At 53.4% G+C, this 18,390-nt stretch carries 14 protein-coding genes; 10 read left to right on the top strand and 4 right to left on the bottom strand.

Translation table 11 applies throughout. The features are described from left to right. The first annotated feature begins 8 nt into the window (after positions 1 to 8). The 4 genes from ACU8YC_RS17985 (at position 9) to ACU8YC_RS18000 (ending at position 7,113) form a co-directional block, all read left to right on the top strand. Positions 9 to 1,442 (top strand): amino acid permease, encoded by a 1,434-nt coding sequence (locus ACU8YC_RS17985; RefSeq protein WP_187253295.1) that lies wholly within the window; start codon positions 9 to 11, stop codon positions 1,440 to 1,442. A gap of 79 nt (positions 1,443 to 1,521) precedes the next feature. Further along, positions 1,522 to 2,583 carry a protein YgjJ gene (gene ygjJ / locus ACU8YC_RS17990; protein ID WP_446895618.1) on the top strand — a complete coding sequence of 354 codons (1,062 nt, stop codon included), beginning with the start codon at positions 1,522 to 1,524 and terminating at the stop codon, positions 2,581 to 2,583. Positions 2,584 to 2,598: 15 nt separating this feature from the next. Next, positions 2,599 to 4,944, top strand: coding sequence for an alpha-glucosidase (gene ygjK, locus ACU8YC_RS17995; RefSeq protein WP_446895619.1), 2,346 nt, complete (start codon positions 2,599 to 2,601; stop codon positions 4,942 to 4,944). A gap of 150 nt (positions 4,945 to 5,094) precedes the next feature. Then, positions 5,095 to 7,113 (top strand): oxidoreductase, encoded by a 2,019-nt coding sequence (locus ACU8YC_RS18000; protein WP_446895620.1) that lies wholly within the window; start codon positions 5,095 to 5,097, stop codon positions 7,111 to 7,113. A 54-nt stretch (positions 7,114 to 7,167) separates the two neighbouring features. Here ACU8YC_RS18000 and rlmG read toward each other — a convergent pair whose 3' ends face one another. Further along, positions 7,168 to 8,304 (bottom strand): 23S rRNA (guanine(1835)-N(2))-methyltransferase RlmG, encoded by a 1,137-nt coding sequence (gene rlmG / locus ACU8YC_RS18005; RefSeq protein WP_151217808.1) that lies wholly within the window; start codon positions 8,302 to 8,304, stop codon positions 7,168 to 7,170. 201 nt (positions 8,305 to 8,505) lie between these two features. Between rlmG and ACU8YC_RS18010 the strand changes: the two genes are divergently transcribed. The 4 genes from ACU8YC_RS18010 to sstT all read left to right on the top strand — a co-directional run bounded on the left by ACU8YC_RS18010 (position 8,506) and on the right by sstT (position 12,804). Next, positions 8,506 to 9,009 (top strand): M48 metallopeptidase family protein, encoded by a 504-nt coding sequence (locus tag ACU8YC_RS18010; RefSeq protein ID WP_151217809.1) that lies wholly within the window; start codon positions 8,506 to 8,508, stop codon positions 9,007 to 9,009. A 69-nt stretch (positions 9,010 to 9,078) separates the two neighbouring features. Beyond that, positions 9,079 to 10,077: a Gfo/Idh/MocA family protein gene (locus ACU8YC_RS18015; protein WP_446895621.1), complete on the top strand. Its 999-nt coding sequence runs from the start codon at positions 9,079 to 9,081 to the stop codon at positions 10,075 to 10,077. Between the two features lie 271 nt (positions 10,078 to 10,348). Next, positions 10,349 to 11,317, top strand: a complete 969-nt coding sequence (locus ACU8YC_RS18020) for a TerC family protein (protein WP_151217811.1) — start codon at positions 10,349 to 10,351, stop codon at positions 11,315 to 11,317. 242 nt (positions 11,318 to 11,559) lie between these two features. After that, positions 11,560 to 12,804, top strand: coding sequence for a serine/threonine transporter SstT (sstT, locus tag ACU8YC_RS18025; RefSeq protein WP_151217812.1), 1,245 nt, complete (start codon positions 11,560 to 11,562; stop codon positions 12,802 to 12,804). Between the two features lie 16 nt (positions 12,805 to 12,820). On the opposite strand, the gene ACU8YC_RS18030 is transcribed toward sstT, so the two are convergent. Next, positions 12,821 to 13,375 carry a YgjV family protein gene (locus ACU8YC_RS18030; RefSeq protein WP_446895622.1) on the bottom strand — a complete coding sequence of 185 codons (555 nt, stop codon included), beginning with the start codon at positions 13,373 to 13,375 and terminating at the stop codon, positions 12,821 to 12,823. Here ACU8YC_RS18030 and ACU8YC_RS18035 point away from each other — a divergent pair. After that, positions 13,374 to 13,541: a hypothetical protein gene (locus ACU8YC_RS18035; protein ID WP_279574265.1), complete on the top strand. Its 168-nt coding sequence runs from the start codon at positions 13,374 to 13,376 to the stop codon at positions 13,539 to 13,541. The two genes, ACU8YC_RS18030 and ACU8YC_RS18035, sit on opposite strands and share 2 nt — an antisense overlap. A gap of 40 nt (positions 13,542 to 13,581) precedes the next feature. On the opposite strand, the gene ACU8YC_RS18040 is transcribed toward ACU8YC_RS18035, so the two are convergent. Continuing rightward, positions 13,582 to 15,069, bottom strand: coding sequence for a UxaA family hydrolase (locus ACU8YC_RS18040; RefSeq protein WP_151217813.1), 1,488 nt, complete (start codon positions 15,067 to 15,069; stop codon positions 13,582 to 13,584). 15 nt (positions 15,070 to 15,084) lie between these two features. Then, a complete protein-coding gene (gene uxaC, locus ACU8YC_RS18045) occupies positions 15,085 to 16,497 on the bottom strand; it encodes a glucuronate isomerase (RefSeq protein ID WP_151217814.1) in 1,413 nt (470 codons plus the stop codon). Positions 16,498 to 16,970: 473 nt separating this feature from the next. Here uxaC and ACU8YC_RS18050 point away from each other — a divergent pair, with 473 nt between their 5' ends. Continuing rightward, positions 16,971 to 18,272 (top strand): MFS transporter, encoded by a 1,302-nt coding sequence (locus ACU8YC_RS18050; RefSeq protein WP_151217815.1) that lies wholly within the window; start codon positions 16,971 to 16,973, stop codon positions 18,270 to 18,272. Positions 18,273 to 18,390 lie beyond the last annotated feature (118 nt).

The raw sequence follows: 18,390 nt of genomic DNA on the forward strand, positions 1-18,390 counted from the left end.
GATGTGCTATGTCTGATACCAAACGTAATACCATCGGCAAGTTCGGCTTACTTTCACTCACCTTTGCCGCGGTTTATAGTTTTAATAACGTTATCAACAATAATATTGAGCTTGGTCTGGCATCCGCACCGATGTTTTTCCTTGCGACAATTTTCTACTTTATTCCATTCTGCTTAATCATCGCCGAATTTGTTTCGCTGAATAAAAACTCCGAAGCCGGTGTCTACGCATGGGTGAAAAGCTCGCTGGGCGGGCGCTGGGCCTTTATTACCGCCTACACCTACTGGTTCGTTAACCTATTCTTTTTCACCTCGCTTTTGCCCCGCGTTATCGCCTATGCCTCCTACGCATTTTTAGGCTACGAATACATTCTGACACCGTTCGCCACCACCGTGTTAAGTATGGTGCTGTTTGCCTTCTCGACCTGGGTTTCGACCAACGGCGCAAAAATGCTGGGGCCGATTACCTCCGTCACCTCCACGCTGATGCTGCTGCTGACGCTGTCCTACATTTTACTGGCGGGTACTGCGTTGGTGGGCGGCGTGCAGCCTGCTGACCCCATCACCGTTGATGCAATGATCCCGAATTTTAACTGGGCGTTCCTCGGTATTACCACCTGGATATTCATGGCGGCAGGCGGCGCGGAGTCCGTGGCGGTGTATGTCAACGACGTTAAGGGCGGGTCAAAATCGTTCGTGAAGGTCATTATCATTGCCGGGATTTTTATCGGCGTGCTTTATTCCATCTCCTCGGTGCTGATCAACGTCTTCGTCAGCAGCAAAGAACTGAAGTTCACTGGTGGATCGGTGCAGGTATTCCACGGTCTGGCGGCATACTTTGGCCTGCCGGAACTCATCGTTAACCGCTTTGTCGGCCTGGTCTCCTTTACCGCGATGTTCGGCTCTCTGCTGATGTGGACCGCTACGCCGGTGAAGATCTTCTTCTCTGAAATTCCGGCGGGTATTTTCGGTAAAAAAACCGTCGAACTGAATGAAAACGGCGTACCGGCCCGAGCAGCGTGGATCCAGTTTCTGATCGTTATCCCACTGATGATTATACCAACGCTCGGCTCTAATACCGTGCAGGACCTGATGAACACCATCATCAACATGACCGCCGCCGCATCGATGCTGCCGCCGCTGTTTATTATGCTGGCCTACCTGAATCTACGCGCAAAACTGGACCACTTGCCGCGCGACTTCCGTATGGGTTCGCAAAAAACCGGCATTATTGTGGTATCAATGCTGATCGTCCTGTTCACCATCGGCTTTATTGCCTCTACCTTCCCGACCGGCGGGAATATCATAACCATTATTTTTTATAACGTCGGTGGAATTGTTATTTTCCTCGGTTTTGCCTGGTGGAAATACAGTAAATACATTAAAGGGTTAACCAAAGAAGAAAAAGCTATTGAGGCTGCTCCCGCTTCAAATATCAATTAATGATTAAAGCATAATAATAAACAATATTCGCTAAGGCTATAACAATAAAAATTATATTTTATTTGCTTAGGATCGGAGCATGAATAACATTAGCCATTATTGCAGGGCAATTATTGCCCTGCCCTTTTTCTGCGTCTCCTCTCTGGGTGCAGAAGAAGTTCGCCCTGCTGAACACTATGATACGAAAACACCTGCCATAACCTCCCCTTCATTTCGTTTTTATGGTGAATTGGGCATGGGGGGATATATGGATTTAGAAGGAAAAGATAAGCATAAATACAGCGACGGTACCTACATTGAAGGTGGTCTGGAGATAAAACACGGTTCATGGTTTGGTCTGATCTACGGCGAGGGCTGGACCGTGCAGGCCGACCATCAAGGCAATGCCTGGGTTCCTGACCATAGCTGGGGCGGATTCGAAGGCGGGATCAACCGCTTTTACGGTGGTTACCGTACCGATGCTGGAACAGAGATGATGCTCAGTCTGCGCCAGGACTCCTCGCTGGATGACCTGCAATGGTGGGGTGATTTCACGCCAGACCTGGGCTACGTTATTCCGAATACCCGAGACATTATGACCGCCATTAAGGTGCAAAACCTGACCGGCCCTTTGCGCTATAGCGTGACCGCCACCCCCGCCGGACACCACGATGAAAGCAAAGCCTGGCTGCACTTTGGTAAATACGATCGCTACGACGATAAATATACCTATCCGGCCATGATGAACGGTTACATCCAGTACGACCTGACTGAAGGCGTAACCTGGATGAACGGTCTGGAGATAACGGACGGTACCGGACAGCTGTTCCTGACCGGTATCCTCACCCCCAACTTCGCCGCCCGCGCGTGGCACCACACGGGTCGCGCCGACGGGCTGGATGTATCCGGCACCGAGACCGGCTATATGATCAGCGCGATGTATGAAGCGCTAAAAGGGGTTTATCTCTCCACCGCATATAGCTACGCCAAACACCGACCGGATCGCGCCGAGGAAGAAACTACGTCCTTTATGCAGTTCGGTATCTGGTATGAATACGGCGGCGGACGTTTCGCTACCGCCTTCGACAGCCGGTTCTATATGCAGAATGCCTCTGGTGACCCGAGCGACCAAATCTTCCTGATGCAATATTTCTATTGGTAACAAGGATCGGAACCCATGAACATCAAACTTCTTCTTACGCCGCTGGCCTGTCTCCTGCTGATGAGCGTCTCTGAGCATGCCGCCAGCGCTAACGAGTTTAAAAACATCATTAATCGCACCGGTGCACCGGACTACATGCATGACTACGATCACGACGACCACCAGCGCTTTAATCCCTTTTTCGATCTTGGCTCCTGGCACGGTCATTTGTTGCCGGATGGCCCGGATACCATGGGCGGTTTTCCGGGCGTGGCGCTGCTGACGGAAGAGTACATCAATTTTATGGCGACGAACTTCGATCGTCTGACGGTGTACCAGCAGGGTAAAAAGGTCAATTTCACCCTCGAGGCTTACAGCATTCCAGGGGCGCTGGTACAGAAATTGTCATCAAAAGATGTACAGATAGAGATGACGCTACGCTTCGCCAGTCCGCGCACCTCGCTGCTGGAAACCAAAATCATCAGCAACTCGCCGCTGGATCTGGTGTGGGATGGCGAGCTTCTGGAAAAAGTGGAGGCAAAAGACGGGCAGCCGACATCAACCAAAACCGTCGATGAAGAGTATCCTGATTATCAGCGCAAAATCACCGCCACCTACGACGGTCTGAAAGTCACGTTCGGCAAAGTGCGTTCAACCTGGGATTTGCTCACCTCCGGCGAATCAGAATATCAGGTGCATAAGTCGCTGCCGATGAAAACAGCCGTCGACGGTCTTCGCTTCACCAGCAAAGCGCATATCAACAGCTCTACCACGTTCTACACCACCTATTCACACTTATTGACCGCGCGGGAAGTCAGCAAAGAGCAGCCGCAGATCCGCGATATTTTGGCACGTCCTTCTTCCTACATGCTCGCTTCGCAGCAGCGCTGGGACGACTATCTCAAGAAAGGCTTAAATAACCCGGATGCCACGCCAGAACAAACCCGAGTGGCGGTGAAGGCGATCGAGACGCTGAATGGTAACTGGCGCTCGCCGGGCGGCGCGGTAAAACACAATACTGTGACGCCGTCCGTTACCGGCCGCTGGTTCTCCGGCAACCAGACCTGGCCGTGGGACACCTGGAAACAAGCCTTCGCCATGGCGCACTTTAACCCGGAGATCGCTAAAGAGAACATTCGTGCCGTCTTTTCATGGCAGATAAAACCCGGCGATCCCGTTCGCGCGCAGGACGCCGGATTCATTCCCGACCTGATTGCCTGGAACCTCAGCCCCGAGCGCGGCGGCGACGGCGGCAACTGGAACGAACGCAACACCAAGCCAAGCCTGGCGGCCTGGTCGGTGATGGAGGTCTACAACGTCACCAAGGACAAGGCCTGGCTCGAAGAGATGTATCCGAAGCTGGTTGCATATCACGACTGGTGGCTACGAAACCGCGATCATAACGGCAACGGCGTACCTGAATATGGCGCAACGCGCGATAAAGCTCACAATACCGACAGCGGTGAAATGCTGTTCACGGTGAAAAAAGGCGACAAAGAAGAGACCCTCTCCGGGCTGAAAAACTACGCCAATATCATCAGTAAAGGCCAGTATGACAGCCTCGAGATCCCAGCACAGGTTGCCGCCTCCTGGGAATCCGGGCGTGACGATGCGGCAGTCTTCGGTTTTATCGACAAAGAGCAACTGGATAAATACGTCGCTAAGGGTGGGAAACGCAGCGACTGGGTGGTGAAATTTGCCGATAATCGCAGTAACGACGGGAGGTTACTGGGTTACTCGCTGCTGCAGGAATCGGTCGATCAGGCCAGCTACATGTATAGCGATAATCACTATCTGGCAGAAATGGCGACAATTCTCGGCAAAGCCGACGATGCCAAACGCTACCAGGCGCTGGCGAAAAAACTCGCCGATTACATCAATACCTGTATGTTCGACCCGGTAACACACTTCTATTACGACATTCGTATTGAAGATAAACCGCTGGCTAATGGCTGTGCGGGCCAACCAATCGTCGAACGCGGCAAAGGGCCGGAAGGCTGGTCGCCGCTGTTTAACGGGGCGGCAACGCAGCCCCATGCGGACGCGGTGGTTAAGGTGATGCTCGATCCCAAAGAGTTCAACACCTTTGTCCCGCTTGGTACGGCAGCGCTGACCAACCCGGCCTTCGGTGCAGACATTTACTGGCGTGGGCGTGTGTGGGTGGATCAGTTCTGGTTCGGGCTAAAAGGGATGGAGCGTTATGGCTATCGCGATGAAGCGTTAAAACTGGCAGATACCTTCTTCAGCCACGCCAAAGGCCTTACCGCAGACGGTCCGATTCAGGAGAACTATAACCCGCTAACCGGTGCGCAACAGGGCGCGCCGAACTTCTCCTGGAGCGCAGCGCATCTTTATATGCTGTATAACGATTTTCTAAAATAGCAGTAACGTCAATTGGCTCTCCTGTAAAGGAGAGCCTCTTTTTTGAATCCCATCACAATCACGGCATTCCCCTTTTCCCTTTTACGCCACGACGGCTAAATTAGAACTCATCCGACCACATAACAATAATTTTACATACTGGACACCTTTATGAGCTATCCGTCGCTGTTCGCCCCGCTCGGTTTAGGCTTCACTACGCTTAAAAACCGCGTGCTGATGGGGTCAATGCATACCGGGTTGGAAGAGTACCCTGATGGCGCTGAACGGCTGGCCGCGTTCTACGCCGAACGTGCCCGTCACGGGGTCGCGTTAATTGTGAGCGGAGGTATTGCGCCTGCGCTTTCCGGCGTGGGGATGGAAGGCGGCGCGATGTTGAACGACAGCAGCCAGCTCGCACACCATCGCGTCATTACCGATGCCGTGCATGACGAAGGTGGCAAAATCGCCCTGCAAATCCTGCATACCGGGCGTTACAGCTATCAGCCGCATCTGGTGGCGCCTTCCGCTATTCAGGCGCCAATCAACCGTTTTACGCCACATGAACTGACGCATGATGAAGTGCTGCAACTGATTGAAGATTTTGCCCATTGCGCCCAACTGGCGCGGGAAGCAGGCTACGATGGCGTTGAAGTGATGGGATCCGAAGGGTATCTCATCAACGAATTCCTGACTCTGCGCACCAATCAGCGCAATGATCAATGGGGCGGCGAGTATGCCAACCGCATGCGTTTTGCCGTTGAGGTGGTACGGGCAGTACGCCAGCGTGCGGGCCATGACTTCATAATCATCTTCCGTCTGTCGATGCTTGATCTGGTGGAAAACGGTGGAACCTTCGACGAAACCGTCCAGCTGGCACAAGCGATAGAAGCCGCAGGCGCCACCATTATTAACACCGGTATTGGCTGGCATGAGGCGCGTATTCCCACTATTGCGACCCCGGTACCGCGCGGCGCGTTTAGTTGGGTGACGCGTAAGCTGAAAGGCCATGTGACAATCCCACTGGTCACCACCAACCGTATTAACGATCCCCAGGTCGCCGATGACATTCTGGCCCGTGGCGATGCCGATATGGTGTCGATGGCCCGTCCGTTCCTCGCCGATGCCGAACTGCTGTCAAAAGCGCAAACCGGACGAGCGGATGAGATCAACACCTGTATCGGCTGTAACCAGGCCTGCCTGGATCAGATCTTCGTCGGCAAAGTTACCTCTTGCCTGGTGAATCCTCGCGCCTGCCATGAAACCAAAATGCCGATCGTTGCGGCCACTCAGCCGAAAAATCTGGCGGTGGTTGGCGCGGGCCCTGCGGGCCTCGCCTTCGCCATTAATGCCGCTGCGCGCGGGCATCACGTGACGCTGTTTGACGCGCATGGTGAGATTGGCGGGCAGTTTAATATCGCCAAACAGATCCCCGGCAAAGAAGAATTCTATGAAACCCTGCGCTACTACCGCCGGATGATCGACGTGACTGGCGTGACACTGAAGCTGAATCATTTTGTCAGCGCACGCGATCTGCACATCTTCGACGAAGTGATCCTTGCCAGCGGGATCGAGCCTCGCATGCCACCGATCGAGGGGATCGACCACCCTAAAGTACTGAGCTATCTTGACGTCCTGCGCGATAAAACGCCGGTGGGCAAACGCGTGGCGATCGTTGGCTGCGGCGGGATAGGATTCGATACTGCCATGTACCTGAGCCAATCAGGCGATCCCACCAGCCAGAACATTGCGGAGTTCTGCGTGGAATGGGGAATCGACACCAGCCTGCAACAGCCTGGCGGCTTACGCCCGGAAGGTCCGCATTTATCCCGCAGCCCACGCCAGATAGTGATGCTGCAACGCAAAGCCAGCAAACCGGGGCAAGGTTTAGGTAAAACGACAGGCTGGATCCATCGCGCCACCTTACTCTCACGCGGTGTGAAAATGATCCCGGCGGTCAGTTATCAGAAAATTGATGATGATGGCTTACACGTTGTGCTGAACGGCGAACCGGTGATCTTTAACGTGGATCACGTGGTGATTTGCGCCGGACAAGAGCCGCGCCGTGAGCTGGTCGATCCGCTCCACGCAGCGGGTAAAACGGTGCATCTGATCGGCGGCTGCGACGTGGCGATGGAACTGGATGCCCGACGCGCTATTGCGCAAGGGACGAGGCTGGCGCTGGAGATTTAACAAATTGTATCCCGGTGGCCGGATAAGGCGTTAGCCGCTATCCGGCACAAGGGCTTAACGACGACGACCGGTTTTGACCGCTTTCAGCACCACGAATTTATTATTGGTGGCGATGGTCACGCAGTTGCCAAAAATCTTCTTCAGCTTGTGGAAGTAGTCGAGATGACGGTTAGCCACAATGTACAGCTCGCCGTTGATTTTCAGACAGCGGCGGGCGTGGTGGAACATCTCCCAGGCGATGTTATCGGTCAGCGCGTGCTTCTGGTGGAACGGCGGATTACACAATACGGCGTTAAAGCGGAACGGTTCGACACCAGACAGCGCGTTGTTGATCATAAACTCACAGCGATCCATCGCTTCCGGCATGTTACTTTCCACGTTCAAACGGCTAGAAGCCACCGCCATGGGCGATTCATCAACAAATACCACGCTGGCTTCTGGGTTCTTCGCCAGCAGTGTCATACCGATGACGCCGTTACCACAGCCGAGGTCAACAATCTCCCCTTCGAGGTTTTCCGGCAAATGCTCGATAAAAAAGCGCGCGCCGATATCCAGTCCGGTACGGGAGAAAACATTGGCGTGGTTATGGATAGTCCAGTCAGTGCCTTCCAGCTTCCAGCTCAGCGTTTGCGAGGCAGTGGCCAGCTCAGGTTTGCTGAATGTGCAGTTGATCAGACGGGCTTTTTTCCACGCCAGCGTCGTGGTGGTTGGCCCTAACACTTTTTCGAACAGCTCCAGCGTCGAGGTATGCACATCGCGCGCCTTCGCGCCCGCGATGATGCGCGTTTGCGGCGTCACCACTTCACGCAGCGCGCGCAGCTGCTGTTCGAGCAGCGCCATGGTTTTTGGCAGCTTAATCAGCACCACGCCCGGTGCCTGCGGATATTCAGCGGTACTGTCGAGGAATTTGACGCTCGACTCGGCAATATCGTTGTGACGCAGGTTCTCGCGGGTGGCAAGCTCACTTAAGTAGGAATCGCCGATGCTGTACGGCGTATGTTCCGCCAGCGCACAGCCCAGCGCACCAAAGGTATCATTCAGGATCAGCACCGGGCCGCTAATCTCGGTATCGTCCAGCTGTTGCAGCAGATATTCATCTGCTGCTTCCCACGCCAGCAGCGGGTTAACGTCATCCGTTTCCGGGAAACGTTTAAGTGACAGCGAACGGAAACCGTTGTCTATGTGGCTCATCGGCCCTCCTGAATGGTAAAATTTCGGCGTATCCCTGAAAAGGGTGCGTGAGTATACAACATTTTGAATACACAAAATCATTCAAGTTGCGTCAAGGCGGCAAGTGAGTGAATCCCCAGGAGCGTACATAAGTACGTGACTGGAGTGCGCGAACGCAGCCAACACAGAGGCAGCTTGAAGGATGAAGTGGATGGGACATGAATGAACCAACTAACTTACCTCCAGGGCTACCCGGAACATTTGCTTTCTCAGGTGAGAACGCTGATTGCTGAACAGCGTCTGGGCGCAGTGCTGGAGAAGCGCTATCCGGGTACGCATGATTTCGCGACCGACAAAGCGCTCTGGCAATATACTCAGGATCTGAAAAATCAGTTTCTGCGTAACGCCCCACCACTGAATAAAGTCATGTATGACAGTAAGATCCACGTTCTGAAAAATGCGCTGGGCCTGCATACCGCCGTCTCTCGTGTGCAGGGTGGTAAGCTAAAGGCTAAAGCAGAAATCCGCGTCGCCACCGTGTTTCGCAATGCCCCTGAGCCCTTTTTACGCATGATCGTCGTGCATGAGCTGGCGCATCTGAAAGAAAAAGAGCACGACAAAGCGTTTTACCAGCTGTGCTGCCATATGGAGCCTCAGTATCATCAACTGGAGTTCGATACCCGCCTGTGGTTAACGCAACATTCGTTAAAGCAAACTGCGCCGTAGCGCACTGGCTTTGTCTTCAGGGCATGCTAAATTGACGAAAGAATCCCTTTCCACAGCCTGAAGGCCTTTATGATACGTTTCGCAGTAATTGGCACAAACTGGATCACCCGCCAGTTTGTCGATGCCGCCCATGAAACCGGCAAATATAAGTTAACCGCAGTCTATTCCCGTAGCCTTAAGCAGGCGCAGACCTTCGCCAACGATTACCCCGTTGAGCATCTGTTTACCTCACTGGAAGCGATGGCGCAAAGCGAGGCGATTGACGCCCTCTACATCGCCAGTCCAAACTCTCTGCATTTCCCGCAGACAGAGCTGTTTTTGCGGCACAAAAAGCATGTTATTTGCGAAAAACCGCTGGCCTCAAACCTGGCGCAAGCCGAAGCCGCTATCGCCTGCGCGCGCGAAAACCAGGTGGTACTATTTGAAGCATTTAAGACCGCCAGCCTGCCTAACTTCCTGTTGTTGCAGCAATCGCTACCCAAAGTTGGAAGAATCAGAAAAGCATTTATCAATTACTGCCAGTACTCCTCACGTTACCAGCGCTATCTGGACGGTGAAAATCCAAATACGTTTAATCCAGCGTTCTCAAATGGCTCGATTATGGATATTGGTTTTTACTGCCTGGCCTCAGCGGTTGCGCTATGGGGTGAGCCGCAGAGCGTTCAGGCCAGCGCCAGCCTGCTGGAGAGCGGCGTGGACGCCCACGGCGTGGTGGTGCTGAATTACGGTGACTTTAGCGTCACGCTTCAGCACTCAAAAGTCAGCGACTCGGTATTAGCCAGTGAAATTCAGGGCGAGTCAGGATCGCTGGTGATCGAGCACATCTCCGAATGTCAAAAAGTGTGCTTCGTTCCGCGCGGGGGGAAAACACAGGATCTGACGACGCCTCAGCACATCAATACTATGCTGTATGAGGCAGAGGCATTTGCTCATTTGGTTGAATCCGGCGAAGTGGATCACCCGGCACTGGCCGTCAGCCGTATCACCGCTAAACTGCAAACGGAGATTCGCCGCCAGACCGGCGTGGTTTTCCCGGCAGACGAAACGGTAACCTCGCTGACTGCGTAAAAGTGTGTAAATGGAATGTTGCAGGCCATTGACTGAAAGCATGGCCTGTAATATTTTGTAACCCGCAAAGGGGAGTAACTTCGTTGTCGGTTGATCGTCATTACGATGTGTGAAAAACCACATCCGGTCACCGGGCGATAACAAAGGAATACGCCATCGTATTCCTTTGTTGTTGTAAGTGAGACCTTGCCGAATGGCAAGGTCTATGCATAAAAAGCAGCGGCTAACGTCATTCGGCGTTGGCCGTTTTTTTTATGCATGGGGAAATACAATGAATACTGTTGGCACACCGTTGTTATGGGGTGGCTTCGCTGTCGTGGTGGTAATTATGCTGGCCATCGACCTGCTGTTGCAGGGGCGTCGTGGTGCGCATACGATGTCGATGAAGCAGGCTGCGGCCTGGTCCATCGTCTGGGTAACGTTGTCGTTACTGTTTAACGCCGCCTTCTGGTGGTATCTGGCGCAAACCCAGGGCCGAGCCGTTGCTGACCCGCAGGCACTGGCGTTCCTTACCGGCTATTTAATTGAAAAATCGCTGGCTGTAGATAACGTCTTCGTCTGGTTGATGCTGTTCAGTTACTTCTCCGTACCACCTGCATTGCAGCGTCGGGTGCTGGTGTATGGTGTGCTGGGAGCCATTGTTCTGCGTACGATCATGATCTTCGCTGGCACCTGGCTTATCACCCAGTTTGAATGGCTGCTGTACGTGTTCGGCGCGTTCCTGCTGTTTACCGGGGTGAAAATGGCGCTGGCAAAAGAGGATGAATCAGGCATTGGCGACAAACCGCTGGTACGCTGGCTACGTAGCCATTTGCGCATGACCGATACCATCGAAAACGAGCACTTCTTCGTGCGTAAGAACGGGCTGCTGTTTGTCACGCCGCTGATGCTGGTATTGATTCTGGTTGAGTTGAGCGACGTGATTTTTGCCGTCGACAGTATTCCGGCAATCTTCGCCGTCACTACCGACCCGTTCATCGTGTTGACCTCGAACCTGTTTGCTATTTTGGGTCTGCGCGCGATGTACTTCCTGCTGGCGGGCGTGGCGGAGCGTTTCTCCATGCTGAAGTACGGTCTGGCGGTCATTCTGGTGTTTATCGGTATTAAGATGCTGATCGTCGATTTCTACCATATCCCGATCGCTATCTCGCTAGGCGTGGTATTTGGCATCCTGTTTGTGACATTGATTGTCAACGCGTGGGTCAACCACCAGCACGATAAAAAGCAGCAAATACAGTAACTTTATCTGCTAGCTGAAAAGCCCGACGGCACACTGCGTGCGTTGGGCTTTTTGTTTATCATGTCAAAATAATGTTAACTCAAAGTTATAAAATATGATCTCAACGTGGAATCCAGCATATTTCTCTTCCCGAAGCTTTATCTTTCCTTATACTCAACCAGGCAAACACTTTGTTACATCCAGAAAGATGCGTCCTGAGAACGCACGATGGATGAGCAACAACACAATGAAAGGATCACGACATGACTACGCAACGTTCATCGGGGCTACTCTCGCGTTTGGCGCAAGGGAGCCTGGTTAAACAAATTTTGATCGGCTTGGTACTGGGGATTTTACTTGCACTGGTGTCAAAACCTGCGGCAGAAGCCGTTGGTCTGCTGGGTACGCTATTCGTCGGCGCATTAAAAGCCGTCGCGCCAATTCTGGTTCTGATGCTGGTAATGGCCTCTATCGCCAACCACCAGCACGGGCAAAAAACCAACATCCGCCCGATTCTGTTCCTCTACCTGCTCGGAACGTTTTCAGCCGCGTTAGCGGCCGTCGTCTTCAGCTTCGCCTTCCCGTCTACACTGCATCTTTCCAGCAGCGCCAGCGATATCGTGCCGCCATCCGGTATTGTTGAAGTGATGCGTGGACTGCTGATGAGCATGGTTTCCAACCCAATTGATGCCCTGCTTAACGCCAACTATATCGGTATTCTGGTATGGGCCGTTGGTCTGGGCTTTGCGCTGCGCCATGGTAATGAAACGACCAAAAACCTGGTCAATGATATGTCCAACGCCGTCACCTTTATGGTGAAGCTGGTGATCCGTTTTGCCCCGATCGGTATCTTCGGCCTGGTCTCTTCTACCCTGGCAACCACCGGTTTTGCCACGCTGTGGGGCTATGCTCATCTGCTGACCGTGCTGGTAGGCTGTATGCTGCTAGTGGCGCTGGTGGTCAACCCGCTGCTGGTATTCTGGAAAATTCGTCGTAACCCATATCCGCTGGTGCTGGCCTGTCTGCGCGAAAGCGGCGTGTACGCTTTCTTTACCCGCAGCTCCGCCGCCAACATTCCGGTGAATATGGCACTGTGTGAGAAGCTGAATCTGGATCGTGATACCTACTCGGTATCTATCCCGCTGGGCGCCACCATCAATATGGCGGGTGCGGCGATCACCATTACCGTGCTGACGCTGGCGGCGGTGAATACGCTGGGTATTCCGGTCGATTTACCGACGGCGCTGTTACTGAGCGTGGTGGCGTCGCTGTGCGCCTGTGGCGCATCGGGCGTGGCAGGTGGCTCCCTGCTGCTGATCCCGCTGGCATGCAATATGTTTGGTATCCCAAATGACATCGCCATGCAGGTGGTAGCCGTTGGCTTCATCATCGGCGTACTGCAGGATTCCTGTGAAACGGCGCTGAACTCTTCTACTGACGTTCTGTTTACCGCGGCAGCCTGCCAGGCTGAAGACGAACGTCTGGCAAATAACGCTCTGCGCGGCTAATCCCTGCGCCCCTCCGTTATCGGGCGGAGGGGCTCTTTTCTTGTACGCTTTTTTCAATTTTGAACGGATCAATTCCGAGTTTTTGCATCCGCCGGAAGCGCATAATGTTCAGGCCATTCATCACCAGAAAGCTGCCTTCGATCATCGTCCCGCCAATCGATCCCAACCAGAAATTATGAATAACCCAGCAGGCGGTTGCGCACCACATCACGCAGCGCACGGTTAACCCCTGGCAGCGAAACAGCGCCCAGGTGCTGGCCAGCGTGCCGATTATCGGCAACAGCTCCATCGCATGCTGTAACTTTGCCAGCCCGAGAACCAGAGTGAGAAGAATAAAAACGGCCATTACCCACAGTTTGCGGGTATGCATTGAGACGAGCGTGCGGATGGTGTTGAGCTCGGCGCTCATTCCCGCAGGCCAGGCGCCCATCAAAAAAAAATGCACGCCAATGGTGGCGCTGTAAACGGCCAGTTGCAGCCGGAACCGGCGCTCATCACGATTAAAAAAGGTGGTAATGCCGATCAGAAAGGCGATGACACCTACGCCCTGGGCCAGCCAATACGCGGTCATGAATGATCCTTATCAGGTAATGCAAAAACAAACGGCGTTCCAAATGATGAAACGCCGTTTTTTAAATCCACTCCATTTCGATTACCCAATTGATTTCGTGCCACAGCAAGGCGGCAAGTTCGCTCATCCCCGGGAGCTTACTGAAGTAAGTGACCGGGGTGAATGAACGCAGTCAACGCAGCTGCCGCGCGAAAGATGAAGGGTAATTACAACGTTACGCCGCTCTTAAATATTGCCAGTTCCCGGAAATCGTTGCGCTCATTGCAGGTCTGCTTGCCGTTGGCGAACTCAACGATGGTATCAACAAACTCACTCAGCAGTTGCGGCATCGCTTTACCGTGGATCAGCTGTCCGGCGTCAAAATCGATCCAGTGTTTTTTCTTCGCCGCCAGCTCGCTATTGGTGGCGATTTTCACTGTCGGCACAAAACCACCGTACGGTGTTCCACGTCCGGTACTAAATAGCACCATGTGGCAGCCCGCGCCCGCCAGCGCGCTGGTGGCGACCGCGTCGTTACCCGGCGCGCTCAGCAGGTTCAGGCCGTGCGTCTTCAGGCGTTCGCCGTAGCGCAGAACGTCAACCACTTTGCTGGACCCCGCTTTCTGGGTGCAGCCGAGCGATTTATCTTCCAGGGTGGTAATACCGCCCGCTTTGTTACCCGGCGATGGGTTCTCGTAGATCGGCTGGTCATGGGCAATGAAGTACTGCTTGAAGTCATTGACCATCGTAACCAGCTTGCCAAAAGTTTCTTCGTCACGACAGTGGTCCATCAACAACTGCTCGGCGCCGAACATTTCCGGCACTTCGGTCAGCACCGTGGTGCCGCCGTTCGCAATCACGTAGTCAGAGAAACGCCCCAGCATCGGGTTGGCGGTAATACCGGACAAGCCGTCAGAGCCGCCGCATTCCAGACCAAACTTCAGCTCGCCCAGTTTACCCGGCTCACGCTTATCATTACGCATCGCGTTGTATAACTGATGGAGATGTTCAATCCCCGCTTCCACTTCGTCTTCCTGATGCTGGCAGACCATAAAGTGAACGCGCTCAGGATCGAACTCACCTAAAGTTTCGCGGAAGGCATCCACCTGGTTGTTTTCACAGCCCAGACCAACGACCAACACCGCCCCCGCATTCGGATGGCGCACCATGTTTTGCAGCATGGTGCGGGTGTTAATGTGGTCGTCACCCAGCTGTGAACAGCCGTAGGTGTGGCTGAAGAGATGCACGCCGTCGATACCTTCGGCGTCGTTGGTCTCTTTCAAAAAGCGGTTCTGCATCTGACGCGCCATCGCGTTAACGCAGCCTACCGTTGGCAGGATCCACAGTTCGTTACGCACCCCAACGTCACCGTTCGCGCGGCGATAAATCTGCACATCGCGATCGGCAGGCTGCGTGACTTCGGCCTGGAAATCCGGTTGGTAGCGATACGTGTCCAGGTCGCTCAGATTGGTGCGGGTGTTATGGGCATGTATATGCTCACCCACCGCAACGTCCACCAGCGTGTGGCCGATTGGCAAACCGTATTTGATGACGTTTTCGCCCTTCGCAATATCGCGTAAAGCGAATTTATGACCACGAGAGACTGCCTGACGCAGGATTACCGCCTGACCGTCGACGATGACTTCGGTTCCTTCAGCCAAATCAGCAAGCGCAACTGCGACGTTATCCAGCGCATGGATCTTGATGTATTGCATACCGTCACCCAGACCTTAGTTCAGTTCAATGGCGAAGTAATCACGCGCATTGTTGAAGCAAATATTTCTCACCATTTCACCCAGCAGCTGGATGTCGGCAGGCGCTTCACCTGCGGCAACCCAACGACCAATCATCTGACACAGGATGCGACGGAAGTATTCATGGCGGGTGTAAGACAGGAAGCTACGGCTATCAGTCAGCATGCCGACGAAACGGCTCAGCAGGCCGAGCTGCGCCAGCTGCGTCATCTGACGTTCCATCCCGTCTTTCTGGTCGTTGAACCACCAGCCGGAACCGAACTGCATTTTCCCCGGCATGCCTTCGCCCTGGAAGTTACCGATCATCGTCCCCAGCACTTCGTTATCACGCGGGTTCAGGCAGTACAGAATGGTTTTCGGCAGCAGGTTTTGTTCATTCTGCTTGCTCAGCAGTTTGGACAGTTCTTCCGCCATCGGACGGTCATTGATGGAGTCAAAGCCAACATCCGCGCCCAGCAGCTTGAACTGGCGCAGGTTGTTATTACGCAGCGCACCGATGTGGTACTGCTGCACCCATTCGCGACGCGCGTATTCTGCGCCGAGGAACACCAGAACGGCGGTTTTGAACTGCGCCACTTCATGCTCGCTCAGGGTTTCACCAGCCAGGCGACGGGCCAGAATGCTGTCCAGCTCCGCTTCGTTAGATTCGGCAAACAGCACCACGTCCAGCGCATGGTCAGAGACTTTGCAGCCGTGCGCCGCGAAGTGATCCAGACGTTTGGTCAGTGCAACCTGCAGGTCGCTGAAGCGACGGATATCGGTATCTGACACTTCACCGAGTTTCGCCATATAGTCATTAAAGGTCGCCAGCTCAATGTTAAAGGCTTTATCCGGACGCCAGCTCGGCAACACTTTCACATCAAAGCTTCCGTCTTTAGCAACGGCCGCATGGTGCTCCAGAGAGTCAATCGGGTCATCGGTGGTACCGACCATTTTCACATTCATCTGCTGCATGATGCCGCGCGCGGAGAATTTATCCTGCGCCAGCAGTTCGTTGCACTGGTTCCAGATTTCGTCAGCCGTTGCCGGAGACAGCAACTTACCTGTAATACCAAACGGGCGACGTAATTCGAGATGGGTCCAGTGGTACAGCGGGTTACCGATAGTGTGCGGAACTGTGGCGGCCCACGCGTCAAATTTTTCACGATCGGACGCATCGCCAGTACAAAGGCGTTCAGCAACGCCGTTGGTACGCATCGCACGCCACTTATAGTGGTCGCCCTTCAGCCAGATGTCATACAGGTTATTGAAACGGTAGTTTTCCGCGATTTGTTGCGGTGGTAAATGGCAGTGGTAATCGAAGATCGGCTGGTCTTTAGCGTAATCATGATACAGACGGCGGGCAAATTCGGTATCCAGCAGGAAATCTTCAGTCATAAACGGGGTCATTATCGTCTTCCTCTCAGCGAGTGCGTCAGATTGCTTATGTTGCGATGCTGACAAAGTTATCACACCAATTTCCATGCACTGAAGATATTTTCGTGAGCTAGATCAACAAATGATGACAAAAAAATTACTCTCAAAGAGGTAAATCACACGTTAAACCGCGCCAGTACTGGCTTTGCTGAATCGAAATAATGACCACACGAAGATTCACACTTTTGTGATGGCACTCACCTTTTAAAGCTGTATGACAAGTTATCTTTTGGCCGTCGCGATACATAAGCCGACGGAATGCAAATTACCGATGTATCACCATCGGATTGACCGGTACGGAAACCGAATTAGCACAAATATTGACATGGCAATGTTCGGGGAGTACCGGCTTTTTTTTTCGGTTACCCCCTCGTAAAAAACATCCTCCGCTCTGGACTGGAAGATGACCGCTCGTTCGCGGACATAACAAAACGATGAGGTTTTACATGCGTAAAATTAAAGGGTTACGTTGGTACATGATTGCACTGGTGACGCTTGGCACCGTGCTGGGTTACCTGACGCGTAACACTGTGGCGGCAGCTGCGCCAACTCTGATGGAAGAGTTACACATCTCCACTCAACAGTATTCCTATATCATCGCAGCCTATTCTGCTGCATACACCGTAATGCAACCCGTTGCCGGTTACGTACTCGATGTGCTCGGCACAAAAGTAGGTTACGCGATGTTCGCCGTTCTTTGGGCCGTTTTCTGTGGTGCGACCGCGCTGGCTGGAAGTTGGGGCGGGTTGGCACTGGCGCGAGGTGCTGTAGGTGCTGCCGAAGCCGCGATGATCCCTGCGGGCCTGAAAGCCAGTTCTGAATGGTTCCCGGCAAAAGAACGTTCAATTGCCGTAGGTTACTTTAACGTTGGTTCTTCTATCGGCGCGATGATCGCTCCACCGCTGGTCGTCTGGGCTATCGTCATGCACAGCTGGCAGATGGCATTTATTATTTCAGGTGCCCTGAGCTTCATCTGGGCCATGTGCTGGTTGGTATTTTACAAACACCCACGCGACCAGAAAAAACTGTCTGATGAAGAACGTGATTACATTCTGAATGGTCAGGAATCTCAGCATAAAAACAGCACCGCGAAGAAAATGTCGCTCGGTCAGATCCTGCGTAACCGCCAGTTCTGGGGAATTGCGCTGCCGCGTTTCCTGGCAGAACCGGCGTGGGGAACGTTCAACGCCTGGATTCCGCTGTTCATGTTCAAAGTTTACGGCTTTAACCTGAAAGAGATTGCGATGTTTGCCTGGATGCCTATGCTGTTTGCTGACCTGGGCTGTATCGTTGGGGGTTACTTACCGCCGCTGTTCCAGCGCTGGTTCGGTGTTAACCTGATCGTTTCGCGTAAAATGGTCGTGACGATGGGCGCATTACTGATGATTGGCCCGGGGATGATTGGTCTGTTCACCAGCCCATACATTGCTATTGCCCTGCTGTGCGTCGGTGGTTTTGCTCACCAGGCGCTGTCCGGTGCGCTGATTACACTCTCTTCTGACGTGTTTGGCCGTAATGAAGTGGCAACTGCGAACGGCCTGACCGGTATGTCCGCCTGGCTCGCAAGTACGCTGTTTGCGCTGGTCGTCGGTGCACTGGCTGACACCATCGGCTTTAGCCCGCTGTTTGCCGTACTGGCGGTATTCGACCTGCTCGGCGCGTTAGTCATCTGGACGGTATTGCAGAACAAATCGGCCAGCGAGGTAGAGTCAGCGTCGCAAACTGGCGATCCCGCCGCGCAAAGTTAACCAGACAAGATTTAATAAGGTTATGTAATGCTAAGCCGCCAGTTATCTGGCGGCTTTTTTAACAGCGCGAGTGGAGCCGTAATCGCAAAAGTGGTATAACAAATAGAGTCTGCCGTAT

The sequence above is a fragment of the Citrobacter sp. VF227 genome, assembly GCF_052950715.1.

Excerpts from the sequence above, each read along its gene's own strand:
- ACU8YC_RS17985 (WP_187253295.1), top strand. The coding sequence starts at position 9 with ATGTCTGATACCAAACGTAATACCATCGGCAAGTTCGGCTTACTTTCA.
- ygjJ (WP_446895618.1), top strand. The coding sequence starts at position 1,522 with ATGAATAACATTAGCCATTATTGCAGGGCAATTATTGCCCTGCCCTTT.
- ygjK (WP_446895619.1), top strand. The coding sequence starts at position 2,599 with ATGAACATCAAACTTCTTCTTACGCCGCTGGCCTGTCTCCTGCTGATG.
- ACU8YC_RS18000 (WP_446895620.1), top strand. The coding sequence starts at position 5,095 with ATGAGCTATCCGTCGCTGTTCGCCCCGCTCGGTTTAGGCTTCACTACG.
- rlmG (WP_151217808.1), bottom strand. The coding sequence starts at position 8,304 with ATGAGCCACATAGACAACGGTTTCCGTTCGCTGTCACTTAAACGTTTC.
- ACU8YC_RS18010 (WP_151217809.1), top strand. The coding sequence starts at position 8,506 with ATGAACCAACTAACTTACCTCCAGGGCTACCCGGAACATTTGCTTTCT.
- ACU8YC_RS18015 (WP_446895621.1), top strand. The coding sequence starts at position 9,079 with ATGATACGTTTCGCAGTAATTGGCACAAACTGGATCACCCGCCAGTTT.
- ACU8YC_RS18020 (WP_151217811.1), top strand. The coding sequence starts at position 10,349 with ATGAATACTGTTGGCACACCGTTGTTATGGGGTGGCTTCGCTGTCGTG.
- sstT (WP_151217812.1), top strand. The coding sequence starts at position 11,560 with ATGACTACGCAACGTTCATCGGGGCTACTCTCGCGTTTGGCGCAAGGG.
- ACU8YC_RS18035 (WP_279574265.1), top strand. The coding sequence starts at position 13,374 with ATGAATGATCCTTATCAGGTAATGCAAAAACAAACGGCGTTCCAAATG.
- ACU8YC_RS18030 (WP_446895622.1), bottom strand. The coding sequence starts at position 13,375 with ATGACCGCGTATTGGCTGGCCCAGGGCGTAGGTGTCATCGCCTTTCTG.
- ACU8YC_RS18040 (WP_151217813.1), bottom strand. The coding sequence starts at position 15,069 with ATGCAATACATCAAGATCCATGCGCTGGATAACGTCGCAGTTGCGCTT.
- uxaC (WP_151217814.1), bottom strand. The coding sequence starts at position 16,497 with ATGACCCCGTTTATGACTGAAGATTTCCTGCTGGATACCGAATTTGCC.
- ACU8YC_RS18050 (WP_151217815.1), top strand. The coding sequence starts at position 16,971 with ATGCGTAAAATTAAAGGGTTACGTTGGTACATGATTGCACTGGTGACG.